Source organism: Bifidobacterium boum (assembly GCF_000741535.1).
In the GTDB taxonomy this organism is placed as follows: Bacteria; Actinomycetota; Actinomycetes; order Actinomycetales; family Bifidobacteriaceae; genus Bifidobacterium; species Bifidobacterium boum.
The window spans coordinates 1-16,502 of sequence record NZ_JGYQ01000015.1; the positions used below are offsets into that span (position 1 = coordinate 1).

Annotated in this window: 15 protein-coding genes and 2 pseudogenes; 9 read left to right on the top strand and 8 right to left on the bottom strand. The window is 59.5% G+C overall.

The features are described 5' to 3' along the window. Together BBOU_RS09100 and BBOU_RS09690 are read left to right on the top strand one after the other, a co-directional pair. Window positions 1-948 (top strand): transposase (locus BBOU_RS09100; protein ID WP_162177000.1); only part of this gene is annotated, 948 nt, incomplete at its 5' end. Between the two features lie 362 nt (window positions 949-1,310). Beyond that, window positions 1,311-1,442 carry an aggregation-promoting factor C-terminal-like domain-containing protein gene (locus tag BBOU_RS09690; RefSeq protein ID WP_478209778.1) on the top strand — a complete coding sequence of 44 codons (132 nt, stop codon included), beginning with the start codon at window positions 1,311-1,313 and terminating at the stop codon, window positions 1,440-1,442. 120 nt (window positions 1,443-1,562) lie between these two features. Here the strand turns inward: BBOU_RS09690 and BBOU_RS04835 are convergent, their stop codons facing one another. The 5 genes and pseudogenes from BBOU_RS04835 to BBOU_RS04860 all read right to left on the bottom strand — a co-directional run bounded on the left by BBOU_RS04835 (window position 1,563) and on the right by BBOU_RS04860 (window position 4,633). Next, on the bottom strand, window positions 1,563-2,333 hold the full coding sequence (locus tag BBOU_RS04835) for a DUF3800 domain-containing protein (RefSeq protein WP_026503541.1): 771 nt from the start codon (window positions 2,331-2,333) through the stop codon (window positions 1,563-1,565). A 101-nt stretch (window positions 2,334-2,434) separates the two neighbouring features. Beyond that, window positions 2,435-2,647, bottom strand: a complete 213-nt coding sequence (locus BBOU_RS04840; RefSeq protein ID WP_033490248.1) for a hypothetical protein — start codon at window positions 2,645-2,647, stop codon at window positions 2,435-2,437. A 30-nt stretch (window positions 2,648-2,677) separates the two neighbouring features. Beyond that, a pseudogene (locus tag BBOU_RS09110) lies at window positions 2,678-3,521 on the bottom strand (tyrosine-type recombinase/integrase). A gap of 69 nt (window positions 3,522-3,590) precedes the next feature. Further along, a complete protein-coding gene (locus BBOU_RS04850) occupies window positions 3,591-3,809 on the bottom strand; it encodes a hypothetical protein (protein ID WP_026503538.1) in 219 nt (72 codons plus the stop codon). 50 nt (window positions 3,810-3,859) lie between these two features. Then, the gene (locus BBOU_RS04860; protein WP_238552058.1) at window positions 3,860-4,633 is read right to left on the bottom strand and encodes a nucleotide-binding protein; all 774 of its coding nucleotides are present in this window, start codon (window positions 4,631-4,633) and stop codon (window positions 3,860-3,862) included. A 593-nt stretch (window positions 4,634-5,226) separates the two neighbouring features. Here BBOU_RS04860 and BBOU_RS04865 point away from each other — a divergent pair. Continuing rightward, window positions 5,227-5,979, top strand: a complete 753-nt coding sequence (locus BBOU_RS04865) for a DUF6023 family protein (RefSeq protein WP_026503534.1) — start codon at window positions 5,227-5,229, stop codon at window positions 5,977-5,979. 57 nt (window positions 5,980-6,036) lie between these two features. Here BBOU_RS04865 and mtnN read toward each other — a convergent pair whose 3' ends face one another. Then, window positions 6,037-6,828, bottom strand: coding sequence for a 5'-methylthioadenosine/S-adenosylhomocysteine nucleosidase (gene mtnN, locus BBOU_RS04870; protein WP_051616916.1), 792 nt, complete (start codon window positions 6,826-6,828; stop codon window positions 6,037-6,039). A gap of 383 nt (window positions 6,829-7,211) precedes the next feature. Here mtnN and zwf point away from each other — a divergent pair, with 383 nt between their 5' ends. Both zwf and BBOU_RS04880 read left to right on the top strand, forming a co-directional pair. Next, window positions 7,212-8,750, top strand: a complete 1,539-nt coding sequence (zwf, locus tag BBOU_RS04875) for a glucose-6-phosphate dehydrogenase (protein ID WP_026503532.1) — start codon at window positions 7,212-7,214, stop codon at window positions 8,748-8,750. After that, on the top strand, window positions 8,747-9,742 hold the full coding sequence (locus BBOU_RS04880; RefSeq protein ID WP_026503531.1) for a glucose-6-phosphate dehydrogenase assembly protein OpcA: 996 nt from the start codon (window positions 8,747-8,749) through the stop codon (window positions 9,740-9,742). The genes zwf and BBOU_RS04880 overlap by 4 nt, the downstream gene beginning before the upstream one ends. A 383-nt stretch (window positions 9,743-10,125) precedes the next feature. On the opposite strand, the gene BBOU_RS04885 is transcribed toward BBOU_RS04880, so the two are convergent. Next, a complete protein-coding gene (locus BBOU_RS04885) occupies window positions 10,126-10,383 on the bottom strand; it encodes a glycoside hydrolase family 113 (protein WP_152595612.1) in 258 nt (85 codons plus the stop codon). Between the two features lie 112 nt (window positions 10,384-10,495). Here BBOU_RS04885 and pgl point away from each other — a divergent pair, with 112 nt between their 5' ends. Both pgl and BBOU_RS09675 read left to right on the top strand, forming a co-directional pair. After that, window positions 10,496-11,299 carry a 6-phosphogluconolactonase gene (gene pgl, locus BBOU_RS04890; RefSeq protein ID WP_026503529.1) on the top strand — a complete coding sequence of 268 codons (804 nt, stop codon included), beginning with the start codon at window positions 10,496-10,498 and terminating at the stop codon, window positions 11,297-11,299. Between the two features lie 80 nt (window positions 11,300-11,379). Beyond that, a pseudogene (locus BBOU_RS09675) lies at window positions 11,380-12,108 on the top strand (MFS transporter); the annotation flags it as partial. A 1,608-nt stretch (window positions 12,109-13,716) separates the two neighbouring features. On the opposite strand, the gene gnd reads toward BBOU_RS09675, so the two are convergent. After that, window positions 13,717-15,171 carry an NADP-dependent phosphogluconate dehydrogenase gene (gene gnd, locus BBOU_RS04900; protein ID WP_033490244.1) on the bottom strand — a complete coding sequence of 485 codons (1,455 nt, stop codon included), beginning with the start codon at window positions 15,169-15,171 and terminating at the stop codon, window positions 13,717-13,719. 423 nt (window positions 15,172-15,594) lie between these two features. Here gnd and nrdH point away from each other — a divergent pair, with 423 nt between their 5' ends. After that, a complete protein-coding gene (gene nrdH, locus BBOU_RS04905; RefSeq protein WP_026503143.1) occupies window positions 15,595-15,867 on the top strand; it encodes a glutaredoxin-like protein NrdH in 273 nt (90 codons plus the stop codon). Next, window positions 15,864-16,460, top strand: a complete 597-nt coding sequence (nrdI, locus tag BBOU_RS04910; protein ID WP_051616818.1) for a class Ib ribonucleoside-diphosphate reductase assembly flavoprotein NrdI — start codon at window positions 15,864-15,866, stop codon at window positions 16,458-16,460. The genes nrdH and nrdI overlap by 4 nt, the downstream gene beginning before the upstream one ends. Window positions 16,461-16,502: the final 42 nt, after the last annotated feature.

The window sequence follows — 16,502 nt, forward strand, 5'->3', positions numbered from 1 at the left end:
GGACGCCAACGCTGGATGTGCCAGGGTTGCAGGACGACGGGCGCGGTACGTGACCTGTCCAGGCGCAGACGCGCCGAGCTGGCGGAGTTCCTCGGCTGGCTGCTCGCGCCATCGCCGCAGCCGTCCGGGTCGCGCGCGTTCCGCAAGAGGACCTCCTGGTGCTGGGGCCTGCGCCCCGTGTTGGAACCCGACGCCGCCGCCAGGCATGTGGTCATGGCGGATGGCATGTACCTGAAAGGCGGCGGATGCCTGCTGATTGTCATAGACGGCCTGTCCGGAGAGGTCATCGCATGGCAGTGGTGCGTGCGGGAGTCGACGGACGAGTACACCGCGCTGTTCTCCCGGATCCCCGCGCCGGACGTGCTGGTATGCGACGGCCTCCGTGGCATCGAGAAAGCCTGTCGGCGGGCATGGCCCGGCACCCGCATACAACGCTGCCTCGTGCATGTGCAACGGGATTCACGCCGCGACCTGACATCAAGGCCGCGCCTGCAGGCGGGACGCGAGCTCAAGCGGCTCGCCGACACGATCACCGGAATACACGACACGGAGCAGGCCGCGGCATGGGCGGTGCAACTGCACGAATGGCACAACCGGTGGCGCGACATGCTCGCGGAACGCACCTATGCCAAGGACGCGCCCGGGGACCCCCCGCGCCACCGGACAGGAATGGTGGTGGACGCACCAGCCCCTGCGACGTTGCTATCACAGGCTGGAATCGCTGCCCGGATCGGGATCCCTGTTCGCATTCCTCGATCCCGCACTCGCATCCGCCGGCCCCGTTCCGTGCACCACCAACCGCCTCGAGGGCGGAATCAACGCGCCGATCAAACGCATGCTCGTCAATCACCGCGGCCTTCCCGGACGACACCGCGTCCTCGCATGCGAATGGGCATGCTACATGAAGAGCGCCAAGCCGGACCCCTACCGCTTCGCCATACCGGATGACACGACACCACCCGCCCACGCCGAAACAGACGAACCCCTCGGCGGAGACGCCCCGGAACCCGGCACCTCAATCGAATGGACAGACCTGCACATGCCCGTCTTCAACACCTGAACGAGAAGTCTAAAGCAATAACTTTGGTTCCTATATGCCGAAATGGAGTGCATGCGACTCCCGCGCAGGCGAAAGCCTTGGCCTAACGGTATATCAGTCAGGCGTATAAGAATTGGGATGATGATAAGCAGTGGAACGCCCTAGTATGGATATGGGAACATGAGTCCGGTTGGAGGCGGGATGCGACCAATCCTTCCAGTGGCGCTTATGGTATCCCCAGGCTTTAGGCCCTGGCCATTCCGGGGCGAAGATGGCTTCCGCCGGTGATGATTGGCATGATAACGCGTTAACCCGGATCAAATGGGATTTGCAGTACATCAAAAGCCGCTACCATGATCCCGTAGGCGCACAGGCATTCTGGCAAACGCACCACTGGTACTAGCCCATCTTTAGGTACAAAGATGAGTTGACAACTTTATCGCTCACCATTATAATAGGTCTTACGCCGTGACTGCGCCACATTGCAGGTTTGAGAGTACACCTCTCGACACGGCGTCTATTTTTATCTGATTCTTATTGCTTTATGGGGTACAGATACGATCCCATATCCGTTTACATCTCCTTCGGGACTCTTTCTAAAGTTATCTTTAATCTTGTTATAGAAACGATCATCATTCTTGGATATCATCCGGTAGACGGCGCCTGCGACTAAATCAGCAAATTGGACTCCAACACTATGATGGGATGCTGCTATGAAAAGACCTTCAACAAGATTATTGTAATTTGAACGATATGCATCATGATTATTCAGTAGCTGATAATGGAACTCATCAAGTTGCTTATTCTGCCATTGATTTCTCTCATCAATCACAATCATGCCATAAATATTGGTCCCCGTTGTTGCCCTACCCATATCTTGTAAGTAATACTGGAACCTCTCACAAATGACCTCGAATGCGTCATGATATAAATCCTCAGCATCATTTGACGGATGCCGCTGGTAGTACGCTTTCGTATCTACAACGGCGGCAAGGAGACGAAAGCTCTTAGTCCGTGCGATGATCTGATACAAATCATCGCGTAGATTATCAAGCTGATTTTGGTCTAGATGCGATGTAGGTGTCGTTCTTTTTGCTAGTGGATGATAAATAAAATATCTCCACTTAATCTCGCCGTCAACGTTATATTCCTTTTTTGTTTGGCGAAGATTCTTTTGAAGCGACTTCCATTGTGCTTCGGGGACGATGATACCACCAAGCACAAAATAGGGGCTTTTGCTCACGTCATTTTTATTCGGAGCTGTTCCGCTCTCGTCAAGAAATAACATCTGCATAAGCTTTATCCTATCTCACAGGGAAGCCATAATACTTATGTCTTTAGAGGATACTGCCATGTATTTGCGTAGATGCAACGCAATCATTCCACAGTAAAACCTTATTCGTTGTAAGGTTCTGCGGTGGTGTCGATGTAGGGTTGGTCCTCGTCCTCCCGGGAGTTCTTGTACATCCAGACGCCTGTTTTGATGATGATCAGGGCGATGGTGATTGCGAAGAGCCGGGGCAGGAACGCCGTGAAGAGCTTCCAGCATATCCAGATGAGGATGACGATGCCTGCGATGGACCCTATGAGTTTTTCCATTGCTTCCATGATGTATGTTCCCTTCACTGTTGATTGTAGTTAGGCTTGGCAATGTTGCCGGTAGATGACCAGCTGGTCTACCGCTTGTTTCAGATCGTCTTGCGTGCTGTAAATGTAGGCTTGCATGGTGGCCAAGCTCTCGTGGCCGAGCATTCCTTGGACTTTGACTGCGTCTCCGGTCGCATGCCAGAGGTCGGTGGCGAAGCGGCGGCGGATGGCGTGCGGGGGTGGCTCCTGTGGCTCGTTTGACGTACCGGTAGATGGTATCAGGGTGGACGTGCCCGTGGAAGCGTCCTGGGAAGAGGTAACCGTCCGGCATGGTGGTGAGGATCTGCTGCAGGCGTTGGGATAGCGGTAGGATCCTGTCCTCATCGCCTTTGCCATGGATGATGATGGTCGTGTATTTGTCTTCCTGGATGAGGTCCTCTTTGCGGATCTGGGCGAGCTCACTTCTGCGGACTCCTAGGTCGGCGAGCATCATGACCATGAGACGGGTGGTGGGGTCCGGGTCGTGCAGGCCCTTCTCGACTTGTTGACGGCTGGCGGGCCTCATTTTGTGTTTGTCTCTTTTGACTTTCGGCAGTGCGGCTAGAGGGTTGTCTTCCCGGAGGCCAGCGGTGATCAGATAGTCGAAGAAGCTGTTGAAAGCGTTCCTGTTGTTTCTGATTCCATTGGCGCTTAATCCCCTGTCCATGTAGTCGATGATGTCCTCGTCACTGATTTGGTAGGCGGGCTTGTTCAGGATGAGAGCGAGACGGCTGACGTTGTACCACCAGTTTTCGATAGTGGCTGGTGTACAGCCACGAATCCTAAGGTATTTGACCCATTGGTCGAGCAGGGGAACCCATTCCTGGGGTGGTTGTCTGTGCGTTGGATGTTCCATAACCGTATTCTTCCTCTCACATGCATAGATTTCCCCTTACAATACCCGCGATACTAGCGTTTCTAGCGGCTAGTTCGTCTGGTTCAGGTAGTAGCGGAATGCTTCGTCAACGAGGTTTTGCAGTTTCATCTCGTGGTCGGCGGCGTATCGTTTCGCTCTTTTCCACGTATCCGGCCGGACTTTCAGCCCGGTGGCTTTCCATTCGTCGCTCGTGGCCTGTGTGGTGGTGTGGGTGAGTTCCTGGATGATGTGGTGTGTGGCTTGTGGGGTGAGGTTCATGTTTTTCATGGTTGTTCTTTCCCTGTGTTTTCGTGTGATTGTGTGATTTTACGCTTGTGTTATTGCTGGTAGTTTCTGATGAGATAGGCGTGTGATTTGCTGACTGTTCTGTGGTCGGTTTCCTGCCATTGCTTGTCTTCATCGCTCAGCTGGTTGAAGATCTCGATGGCTTCCCGACTGCTGTCGGCGCTGATGGTGGCGCTCTGGTATTGGCAGATGGTTCTTTTCTGTTGGACGAGGTAGGTTTTCATGATTGGCCTCCTGTGATGGTTTGTTCGATCTCCTGCCATGCCTGGGCGTATTCCCACAGCTTCAACGGTTTGTGTCCCATGCTTGTTTTGATGTCCTGGCGTTTGCGGATTTGGGCGTCGAAGATGGGGGTGGCCCACTGCTGGAAGGCGTCGGTGACGGCTTTGAGGGCTTTGGTTCCTTGCTCGACGCGCACGAGGAGGATGGCCGCTGGTGTTTTCGCTGCCTCCAGAGTCGCCCAGGCTTGCTGCGCGCCCAGGGGGGCTGTCTGAGCAGGGGATGATGGTGAAGTCGGCGGTTTCCATGGCTACGGCCAGGGCTGTGCCGGTGGGGGCTGCGTCCACGATCTCGATGCGGTCGGTCTTCCTGGGTCTTTTCAGGGTGGCCGGATTGGCGGGCAGAATGTCGAAATCGAGAGACCGGTCTTCCTGGGATGCCATGTCAGCCCATTGGCTGGCTGATCCTTGGGGATCGGCGTCCAGGACGATGACCTGATGGTTTTTCAGGGATGCTGCCTGGGCCAGGTAGATTGCGGAGGTGGTCTTGCCCACTCCCCCTTTCGCGTTGGCGATGGTGATTCTCATGATTGCTGATTCCTTTCCTGTGTTTTCGTGTGATTGTGTTATCTCACACTTGCGTTGACGTGTGATTGTGTGACAGAGTGAAATAGTTATAGTGTGAATGTGTTATGAATTTAGAAAATAAAAAGGCTTAGAAAACGCCTCTAATTATTGACACCACTGTCAAAGGCACACTAAAATGAAAATTCACGAAAGAAAAAGCAGAGCGAAGATAACATCGGATCGTAAAGTCGTGGGTTGTGGGTTCGAGTCCCACGGGGGGCACTTTTCTCAGAGTTCGCATGTGGTGTAGATCCGCCGCGCATACAGCAAATTCCCCCGCAAGGATTGTCCCCAATCTGCCACGTATCAGACTGCTTCCACAACTGCGTTGATACAATAAATGATACAAAACGCGGCAAGGATGGCCGCATATCTGTATCAAGAGTGATGAGAACTCCCCCTTCCCTTCCGCCTGATGGCTGTTGGGCGATTTGTTGCGATTTTGCCGGGTTCCTGACTGATGACAGCGAATCTGCACAACACAAATAAGCATGACAAGAAGCGAGGCGAGTCTTGCGACGCGGACTGCGGGGGACTATCGTGACAACCACGGTATGTTCACAGCGACAATCACCGATGATTATCGCAACAACCGAAGTACTGAGTGGGGGTCGAAGATGGACGACAAGCACAGCAACAACCGCAACAGAGCGATTCGTGCGGCTTTGGCGGCGGTAGTCGTCGCGGCAATGATTATCGCGGCGACGGTCGCATTGACGGGTCTGATCGGCGGGTACGACGAGCGCGGCGGGCAGAGCGCACTTGTCTCGAAAGAGCAGATTTCCTCGGAGGCAAGATCCTCAGCCTCGACAAGCCCATCTGCCTCAGCGAGCGGCGCGCCCGAAGGCGACACCGGCGGCAAACGCACATCAGCTCCGGAGCTTCCGGCATCATATACGCGACAGATCGAGGAGTCTCTCGACGCCGGCAAGCTGAGAATCGAAAACGGTGACGGCGGGTCCGCAGGCGCGGAGCTTGTCACGCAATTCGGCCCATCGCCCAGCTATTCCACCGGAACGTACGGATTGCGGCAACCCAATGTCGCGCACAACGTGGAGAACTTCCAGATTGAGGCGGGAACCTATCAGCTGACGGTGTACTGCATCGGCACGGGAAATCTGACGGTTGATTACGAAATCGGCAGCACCACGAAACGCGGCACCATACGGTGTGACGACAAGCAGGTACAGCGAACCACGTTGAGCATCGGCTCGGACGGCAATGACACCGCCCGCATCGTCACCATCACCCCGTCCTACGGTACCGCTTGCGTGTTCGCCTACCAGATTCTGCGCTTCCCTCGATGACCGGCCGTATGGGTGGTGGCGTGCGGTGAATTTCGGGTAATTCCACGAGAGTTCGGCTTATGCGTGGTGGATTTGTGCCACATGTAACGCTGATAGGACCGCCCGGACCGCCGCCCCGGCGTTTTGGGCGGCGAGGGTCATGTCCGATTGGTGACGGTTGAGGTCTTCGTAAGCCTCGCCGCAGCGGTTGCTCATCGCGCGCACGGCCAGGAAGGGCACGCGGTTCTTGGCACACACGTGGGCGGCCGCCGCGCCTTCCATCTCCTCGCAGTCGCCATGCCAGACGCGGCGGGTGTGCTCGAGTACGTCGGGATCGGTGTTGAACTGGTCACTGGTCGCGATTGTGCCGAGCGTGTACCGGCGGTTGGGATCGTTGTCAGTGGCGGCAACAGCAGCGGCGGTACCGTCCATTTCAGCCAATGACGGCACGCGACGATACCCCTGTTCGTCCAGAACCTGGCAGGCGAGCGCAGAAAGACGGGCATCGGACGCATACGTGTACAAAAAGGGGTCGCATTCGGCGATGATGTCGTTGTTGGTCTCCAGATACACCAGCGAACGGCCGACCACGATATCCCCAATTTCCAGCAGCGGATTGAGACTACCCGCAATACCGCTGAATATCAAGGCATCCGGATGATATTCGCAGATCAGCATTTGGGCGGCGGCACCTGCGGCGACCTTCCCCATACCGCCCACGCACACGACGACAGACACCTCGCCAAGCTGCCCGGTGGCCAAATCAGTGCCGTACCGGCTGCTGCGCTCGATTCCATGCAAGCCCTCGATGATGGGTTCAACTTCCTGCGGCAGCGCACACAGCACCGCAACGCGATGATGAGTCTCCATACTCCGATCGTCGGGCACGGTTGCGACATTCGACGGGCGGCAGACGGACGGGGGGACGGCGACGGGCGGATGGCGTACGATACCCGGCCGTTGTGCGACGCGGCAGTCGCATGCTGGGCAGATAGCCTGATGGCAGAACCGTGACCCGGTGATATCTCTCCGCCTTGCGACCCGTCAGTCGCACAGCGGAGAGATACCCCAACCGCAGAGACAAAATCTGCCGCCATCTGACAGCCGTGCAATCGGGCAGTCACAACAACAGAGCGATATCCCACCGCCGACCCACAACCGGCCTGTTTGGCGCGATACGCCAGTCGTGAAATCAGCACCGCAGCGCGGACGGCCCGAAACCAAACACCTCCCCCACACGTATGATGGCCATTATGAGTAACACACCAACCTGGACCAACCCGCTGCGCGACCCGCGCGACCTGCGTCTTCCGCGCATCGCCGGCCCGTGCAGTCTGGTGATTTTCGGCGTGACCGGTGATTTGGCTCAGAAGAAGCTCCTGCCAGCCGTCTATGATCTGGCGAATCGCGGTCTGCTGCCGCCTAGCTTCGGCCTGACCGGCTTCGCCCGCCGCGACTGGACCAACGAACATTTCATCGAATTCGTCAAGCAGGCAGTCAAGGCCCGTTGCCGCACCCCGTTCAAGGAATCAACGTGGGAGAACCTTGCCAAGGGCATCCGCTTCGTGCAGGGCACCTTCGACGATCCCGCGGCGTTCGAACGGCTGAGCAACACCGTGCAGGAGCTTGACCGAGACCGCGGCACGCAAGGCAATCACGCTTTCTACATGTCAGTCCCACCGCGCGCGTTCCCGCTGGTTTCCAAGCAACTCGCCGCATCCGGCCTGTCACGCTCCACCGAGGGCGCGTGGCGTCGCGTGATCATCGAGAAGCCGTTCGGCCATGACCTGGAAAGCGCCCGCGAGCTTGACCGCGTGGTGTCCGAGGTTTTCGACCCGAGCTCGGTGTTCCGCATCGACCATTATCTCGGCAAGGAAACCGTGCAGAACATTCTCGCACTGCGATTCGCGAACGAGATGTACGAGCCGATCTGGAATTCGAACTACGTGGACCACGTGCAGATCACGATGGCCGAGGATATCGGCATCGGCGGCCGCGCCGGCTACTATGACGGCATCGGCGCCGCACGCGACATCATCCAGAACCATCTGCTGCAGCTCATGGCGCTCACCGCGATGGAGGAGCCGGTCAGCTTCTCCGCGCAGGATCTGACAGCCGAGAAGACCAAGGTGCTGTCCGCCGTCCGCCTGCCGAAGGACTTGCGCGCCCACACCGCCCGCGGCCAGTACGCTCGCGGCTGGCAGGGCTCGCACGAGGTGGTCGGTTATCTGGACGAGAAAGGCATCGACAAGTCAAGCACCACGGAAACGTATGCTGCAATCCGCCTCGATGTGGACACCCGCCGTTGGGCCGGCGTCCCGTTCTACCTGCGCACCGGCAAGCGCCTGGGCAAGCGCGTCACCGAAATCGCCGTCGTATTCAAGCGCGCCCCGCATCTGCCGTTCGAACAGACCGCGGTCCGCGAGCTGGGCAGCAATGCGGTCGTGATCCGCGTGCAGCCGGATGAGGGCGTGACCATGCGATTCGGCGCGAAAGTCCCCGGCGGCTCCGCGATGGAAGTGCGTGACGTATCCATGGACTTCAGCTATGGCCGTTCCTTCACTGAAAGCTCCCCGGAAGCTTATGAACGTCTGATTCTTGACGTGCTGCTCGGCGATCCGCCGCTTTTCCCGACCACTGAGGAAGTGGATTTGAGCTGGAAGATCCTCGACCCGATCGAACAGTTCTGGTCGACGCTCGGCCAGCCGCAACCCTACCGTTCCGGCACGTGGGGCCCGGCGGAAGCCGACGAGATGCTGGCCCGTGACGGCCGCCATTGGAGGATGCCATGATTATCGACCTGCCTAATACACGAACCCGCGAAATCTCCGCGAAAATCGACGAACTGCATGAGGAGCGCGGCGAGTCGGCGACCGGGCGCGTGCTCACGCTGCTGATTCGTACCGACGACGCCGAGCTTGAGAACTCGCTGGAAGTCGCGAATGCGGCGAGCCGTGAGCATCCTTGCCGCGTGATTGCGATTGTGCCTAACACGCACGCCACCATCGCTTCTGGTGCGGTGTCAGCTGAAGGCGAGGATGGCACTGACGGCGAAGGCTCCAGCGCCAAGACTGCCAACGAATCTAATCTCGACGCGCAAGTGCGATTCGGCGCGGACGCAGGCGCCGGCGAAGTGATTGTGCTCCGCCCGCGCAACGGCCTGGTCGACCATCTCGACACGCTGGTCATCCCGCTGCTCGTGCCGGATGCGCCGGTCGTGGCCTGGTGGCCGACGAATCCGCCGTCCAACCCGTCGAAGGACCTGTTGGGCGCCATGGCGTCGAGCCGTATCACCGACGCGATGCGGTCCAGTAACCCGGAAGCCACCATCGAACGGCTCCGCCGCAACTGGTCCGCCCAAGATGTGGACCTGTCGTGGACGCGCCTGACCGTGTGGCGCGCCATGCTCGCCTCGATGGTCGACCAGCCGCCGCACATCCCGATCGTGCACGCCCGCGTCACCGCGCCGAACGACTTCCTGCCCGCGGACCTGCTGCGCGCGTGGTTGCGGCTCAAGCTCAACGTGCCGGTTGATTTCGAGGTTGATGAGAACGCGGCCGCGGTCACCGGCGTGTACCTGACCCGCCAGGACGGCGGCGTGCTGTCGTTGGAACGCCCGCACGAGGACCAGTCGATCATCAGTGTTCCCGGGCAGACCCCGCAGCCGATCAGCGTACCGGTGCGCACGCTCGAAGACTGCCTGACCGAGGAACTGCGCCGCATGGACCCCGATGAGGTCTACGCGGACGTCATCAACAAGGGCTGGGATCTGATTTCGCACTGAGCCAGGCGGATTGGCGGTTTGGGGCCGATGACCGGATACCAACTATTCGGTCATCGGGTTTTTCACGATAACGCGACGCCCGGCTGTGCGGCGCCGATTGGGAATTGCTTCCTGATCGGCGTTATGCAGCCGGGCGTTGTTGGTACTGGTATGTTGGGCCGGTGTTGGGGAACCAGCGTTGGGGTGCTGGGAGAGCGGCGACGCTCATACTGCTGAGACGCAATCGAAACGCCGCGCGGACGATGCCTGGGCACAATCATCATGTCATCGGGACGCTGTCGGGACGCAAGCATCATGCCGTCAGGACGCAATCAGGACATACATCATCATGACGCACCCGCGACGTCATCATCAGGACACACCCGCGACGCACCCACAGTGATTCAGCGGGCGAACGCCTCGCAGATTACAGATTCGGCGGGTTTGTTGTAGAACTCGTAGTAGCGGTCGGAGGCTGCAGCGTCGGCGCTGTACAGGACCGGCGGCCAGCTCCACAGCACGCAGCCGCGGACCCAGTCACGCGAGGCCATCGCGTCGAACAGGCTGCGATACCAGTCTGCCTGCGCTTGCAGATCGACCGGTCCTTCGAGCGTCCAGCTGTTGGGGATGCTGCGATCCGGCGGTCCCACGAAGACAGTCACGCAGACAGTCACCCGCCCGGTTACCGCGCTGCGACTATGCTGGCAAGAAGATCGAAAAACATGCCCGCCGAACGCAACCGTTGGTTTGAGGCACGCGGAATCAGGAGGAATTATGGCTCAACGCACACTCGTGGTATATCCGACCAAAGACGCGGTCGCCCAAGCCGGTGCGCAACGTCTGCTGCTCGCCATCGCCGACCTGCTCGGCGAACGACTCGCCGGCGGCAAGACCCGCACCCGCGTGGATGTAGCGCTCACCGGCGGTTCGGACACCATCAAAGCGTTGGAATACATGGCATCCAACCCGCTGACCGATACCATCGACTGGACGCGCGTGCACCTGTGGTGGGCGGACGAACGATTCGTCGCCGCCGACGACAATGATCGCAACGCGCTGCAGGCACGCCGCATGCTGCTCGACCGGCTTGTCGCCGATGGGCGGCTGCCCGAGTCCAACATCCACGAGATGGCTGCGGATACCCGAAATGCTGCGGATATCACGGCGGCAGATGACACGACGACCGATGCGCTGCTCGACGAAGCGGCACGCGCGTACGAGCGCGAACTGGTCCGCGAACTGGGCGCTGTACCGGTGATGGATATCGCCGTGATGGGCATGGGTCCGGACGGCCATTACGCATCGCTGTTCCCCGGGCATGCCGAGGTGTCCATCGCAGACCGACTGGTCGTCGGCGTGAATCACTCCCCCAAGATGCCGCCGCTGCGTCTGAGCATGACCGCGCCGCTGCTCGCCCAGACGCGCCGCATGTGGTTCCTGACCGCCGGCGCCGGAAAAGCCGACGCGCTGGCCCACGTGTTCGCCACACGCAATGATCCCGCTTGGCCGTCATCCTTCGCGGACGCCACCGACGAACTCGTCTGGTTCACCACGCCCGACACCGCCGCGCAGCTGTGAGGCGCCAGACGCGTGCGCAACGGGCTGACCGCCAGTCTGCTCCTGCGCGCGAACGCAGGCTGTGGAATATCCCGGGTTACGTGCCATGGTTCACGGCGGACAGTGCGACGGCAGTCGGCGTAGCCCTGCGATATCTGGCGGTCTCCCTGATCGGCTACAAGCTCACCGGATCGACCACGGCCGCAGGTTGGTTGGGATCGCTGGCCGCGATCGCACAGCAGGTGACCGCCGTGTTCGGCGGGACATTCGCCGACCGCCACGACCGCAAAACGCTCATTATCGTGAACGCAACTATGGGCGTCATCTGCTGGGGGTCAGTCGCCGTGCTGCTCATGGCCGGCAAGCTGGTCTTCCCCGTGTTGCTCGCTATCGCGGTGTTCGAGTCCGCGGTCAACGGGTTCCTTGGCCCCGCCTCGGATGCGATGCTCAAATCCATCGTCGATATTCGCTCATATCCGAAAGCGCGCAGTCTCAACGAAGGTCGTGACGCGACCATAAATATGGCCGGTAGCCCGGTCGGCGGCCTGCTGTACGGCATCGCCCCGTGGCTGCCGTTCCTGTCGGCTGCGGTCATGTATCTGCTGGCAGACGTGGCTGCGACACGTATCCGGGTTATCGGGAATCCGCGGAATGGTAGCGATAGCGGCAACGGCAATAGCGACGGTGGCGGCAACAGCGAAAATGCAAGCGGCGCGTCATTTATCCGTGATTTCGCCGAAGGGTGGTCATGGTCGCTGCACCGCAGGATGCTGGTGCTGACGATGGTGTCGTCCGCACTGGCGAATTTCGGGGTCAATGGCTTCCAATATGCGATTCAGCTGCATCTGATGCGCACCGGCGTGAACGCGACGCTCATCGGATTCGTGAATACGGGCGTATTCCTCGCGATGTTGGCTGGAGCGTTCATCGCCGGGCGGATCAGCGATACCGCACCGGTCGGGCCGGTGACATGCTGCGGATTCGTGTTCATCTGCATCGCTTCGCTGCCGATGCTGCTGACCGACAACTACCGGGTGTTGCTTATCGCCAACGCCGTGATGTGTCTGCCGTTCCCGATCATCAACGCGCTGCAACTCGGGTTCATCTTCGGCAAGACGCCCGACACAATGCAGGGGCGTATCACCGTGACGCTTACCGTGCCAGCTCAAGCACTGTCCGCGTTCTGCTCGGCGACGGCCGGAAGTCTGCTGCCCGCTTTCGGATTCAGCAAGACGATGCTGGTGTTCTGGGCGGTGATGCTCGTCAGTATGCTGCTAATCGTCAGTTCGCGCAGCCTGCGGACCATCCCGCGCGCCGACCAGTGGGATTGCACACCGCTGGAGTAGCCGCGGACGGCTACCAATCATGGGGACTATGCACCGCCGCGCGCTGCTCTCCGCACACGTCTTCCATTCCGCAAACTGGCTGCACTGACAGGACAATGAGCACTGTCAGTTTGCGGCAGCCACTTTGGGAAAATCTCAACATCTCGATTCAGAAGGCACAAATCACGAGTTTTTTCAGATTTCAGTCTGGAAAACTCGGCGGAAAAGACAGATTCCTGAAGAAATTGAGGAATCGGGATGTCCGCCTGCGCGACCGATTCTATAAAAACCGCGGAATTCCAACGATTTCGGGATATGCGTTTGCGACGGCATGGGCGCGGAATCTGCAATAGTCCGTCGGATGGCGTTCAGACGCGAGATGTTTAGACTTTTCTCTAAACATCTCGCGGCGAGGGGGCGGAATCGAAAGATATTGGGATTATTGAGATTGGCTGCTGGACATCGAGCGCCCTGTACTGGAACGGGATGCGGCTGGACAAATTGCCAAGACCGACGCGGGAGTTCTGTTATGAATCGTCTCGAGGGCAGCAAACTCACGGATGTGCATGGGAGTTTAGCGCGAAAGCATGAATCTGGCGGAGTTCTCCCCAAAACGGCTTTGAGGCCGATTTTTGAGAATCGCGGAATTCCAACGTTCTTGTTGGGAAATCATGCATGAGAATGCCGGATTCTCGTAAACTCCCGCGTCCGGCACGGGAGTTTAGTGAGGAATTACCGAAATCAGCATAAACTCCCGCAGAATCTGGGAGATTAGGGCACGACAAGGTCTATCAGCATAAACTCCCGGGCCAGCCAACGTTCAGCAGGCAAAACGACATCAAGACAACGCAGCCGCCGATATGCACGAGCCCCCAATTACACAAACTGGTTACGCTGAGAGACTCGTCAGCGTAACCAGTTTGGGGCATCTGATTTGCAAGGGCGCGGCCCGGCTGAAATCACGCAGTGATTTCGGGACGGCCGGGCTCGCCTCCGGCCCTGCAATTATTGACCGACCTACGGCCGGGCTCAATATTTACTGCGGCGCGCACTATCGCGCGCCGCAGCCGAACCCTAGGCACGGCCCACCGGGCCGTGCCTACCGTCCTGAAATCACGCAGTGATTTCGGGACGGCCGGGTTCGGCCCACAACGTGTGGAAGGCGCCTGGCTCGTCGATGCGGCCGTAAGTGTGCGCGCCGAAGTAGTCGCGCTGGCCCTGAATCAGGGCGGCAGGCAGACGGTCGGAACGCAGGCCGTCATAGTAAGACAGCGAGCTGGCGAACGCCGGGGTCGGCATGCCGTTCAGTGTAGCCTTGGCAACCACGCGACGCCATGAATCCTGCGCCTTGGCGATCGCATCCTTGAAATACGGAGCGAACAGCAGCGAAATATCAGCCTCGCCGGATTCGAACGCCTCAGCCACACGGTTGAGGAACTGCGCGCGGATGATGCAGCCGCCACGCCAGATACGCGCCACTGCGGCGAGATCAATATTCCAGCCGTACTCCTTGGCACCGGCCTGAATCTCGTCGAAGCCCTGCGCATAAGCGACGATCTTCGAAGCGTACAGCGCGTGGCGAATGTCCTCGATGAACGCGGCACGCTCAGCCGGCGCGACATCAAGCTTCTGCTCAGGACCGGCGAGATGCTGCTTCTGCGCTTCGGCACGCTGCTCGGTCATGCCGGACAGTCCGCGCGCGAATACCGCTTCGGCGATGCCCGTCACCGGAATCGCAAGCGACAGCGCGGTCTGCACAGTCCACGTGCCAGTGCCCTTCATGCCCGCACGGTCAACGATCACGTCCACCAGCGCCTTGCCGGTCTTCGCGTCAACCTGATGCAGCACCTCGGCGGTGATTTCAATCAGATACGAGTTCAGTTCGGTCTTGTTCCACTCCTCGAACACGTCGCCAATCTCAGCGGCGTCCATGCCGAGCCCGCGGTGCATGAGATCGTAGCTTTCCGCAATGAGCTGCATGTCCGCGTATTCGATGCCGTTGTGGACCATCTTGACGAAGTGGCCGGCACCGTTCTCGCCGATATGCGTAACGCACGGTTCACCTTCAGCGACAGCCGCGATGGACTTGAGGATCGGTCCGAGAGTCTTCCAGGATTCCTCAGTGCCGCCGGGCATGAGGGACGGGCCGTTGAGCGCGCCTTCCTCGCCGCCGGACACACCGCAGCCGACGAAGTGAAGACCGCGAGCGCGAATCTCCTTCTCGCGGCGGATGGTGTCCTCGAAGTAGGAGTTGCCGCCGTCGACGATGATGTCGCCCGGCTCCATGGCGTCGGCGAGCTCGTTGATCACCGCGTCGGTCGGGCCGCCCGCTTTGACCATGATGATCGCGGTGCGCGGACGCTTGAGCGAAGCGACGAACTCCTCAATGGTTTTCGCGGGCACGAACTTGCCTTCGTTGCCGTGCTCGTTGATGAGCTTTTCCGTGCGCTCGTAATGCCGGTTGTACACGGCGACGGTGTTCCCGTGATGCGCCAGGTTGCGGGCGAGGTTAGAGCCCATTGCCGCCAGTCCGACGACGCCGATGTTTGCTGTAGCTTCTACGGCCATTACGTTACCTTTCCCAAGTCCAATGACACGTTTGGTAATACAAGCGCGGCGAATCCGCCGCCTACGCTAGCTGCCAGTCTATCGCGAGCCTTGGGCGGAGCGTCGGGACCGTTTCACGAATACGCCCTGAGCGACATCGCGGTCGGTTCCAGTGTGTGCTGTGACCTGTCAAGTCCGGATGGCGTATTTGTCGGATACCTCACATTTCATCCACCGCTCAGATTGGAATCGACAACGTCCTCACGCACCCCGGAACCGTTCTGCCGACTATGTTGAACGACCCCCGCACATCACTAGATGTAGTGGCGACACGCTCAACACGCCACTAATTGTGGTGGTTTTTCGTTTCCGTTTGGTCGTGTAGCGTTACTGTTCCGGACAACGCAACCGCAGCAACAGCAGCAACCACAGCGAGGAGGATCCATGACCGTCACCGTGTTTACCAAACCGCAATGCCAGCAATGCGAGGCGACCAAACGCCGGCTGAACGAGCGCGGCATCACATTCGAAACCGTTGATTTGAGCGAAAACCCGGAAACGCTCGCCCAACTGGTACACGCCGGATACCGACAGGCGCCTGTCGTGATCACGCCGGACGCGTCATGGTCGGGTTACCGGCCGGATCTCATCGATGAGCTCGCTGAGGCGCTCACCCCCTCGCGCACATCACTCGCCGCCGTCGGGAATCAGGCATGACCGACGCATCCATAACACCGGCAGCACCAGCGCAGGCACCGACAACACCGGAGTCGGCCACACAGCCGGCTACACCCGAGGCCGCCACAGCAACCCCAGCCGCCCCAATCCCGGCACGCCTTCCGAATACCCCGGAATCAAGCGCCACCGCCGCCCATATCGGCGCGGTCGCGTACTTCTCCTCCGCGTCGGAAAACACCGCGAGGTTCATCAAGAACTGCCACCTGCCCGAAGCCGGGCTCAACGTCTACCGCATCCCCTTGCGCCCGAAGGACGGCCCGCTCGTCGTCGACGAACCGTTCGTGATCGTCGTGCCGACGTATGGCGGCGGTGACATCTCGAAAGCCCTGCCGCCGCAGGTACGCCGTTTTCTCAATGACCGCGGCAACCGCCGGCTGCTGCGCGGGGTCATCGCGTCAGGCAACACGAATTTCGGCGACGCGTTCTGTGCGGCGGGCGACGTGATCGCCGCGAAATGCCACGTGCCGTTCCTGTATTCCTTCGAGCTGACCGGCACACCCGAAGACATGCGCAAGGTCCGAGAAGGATTACGCGACTTCTTCCTGCGGCTTTCGGATGGCAGAACCGTCTGAGCCCCAATCCCAACACCCGCAACGACATCACGCTGAATCACA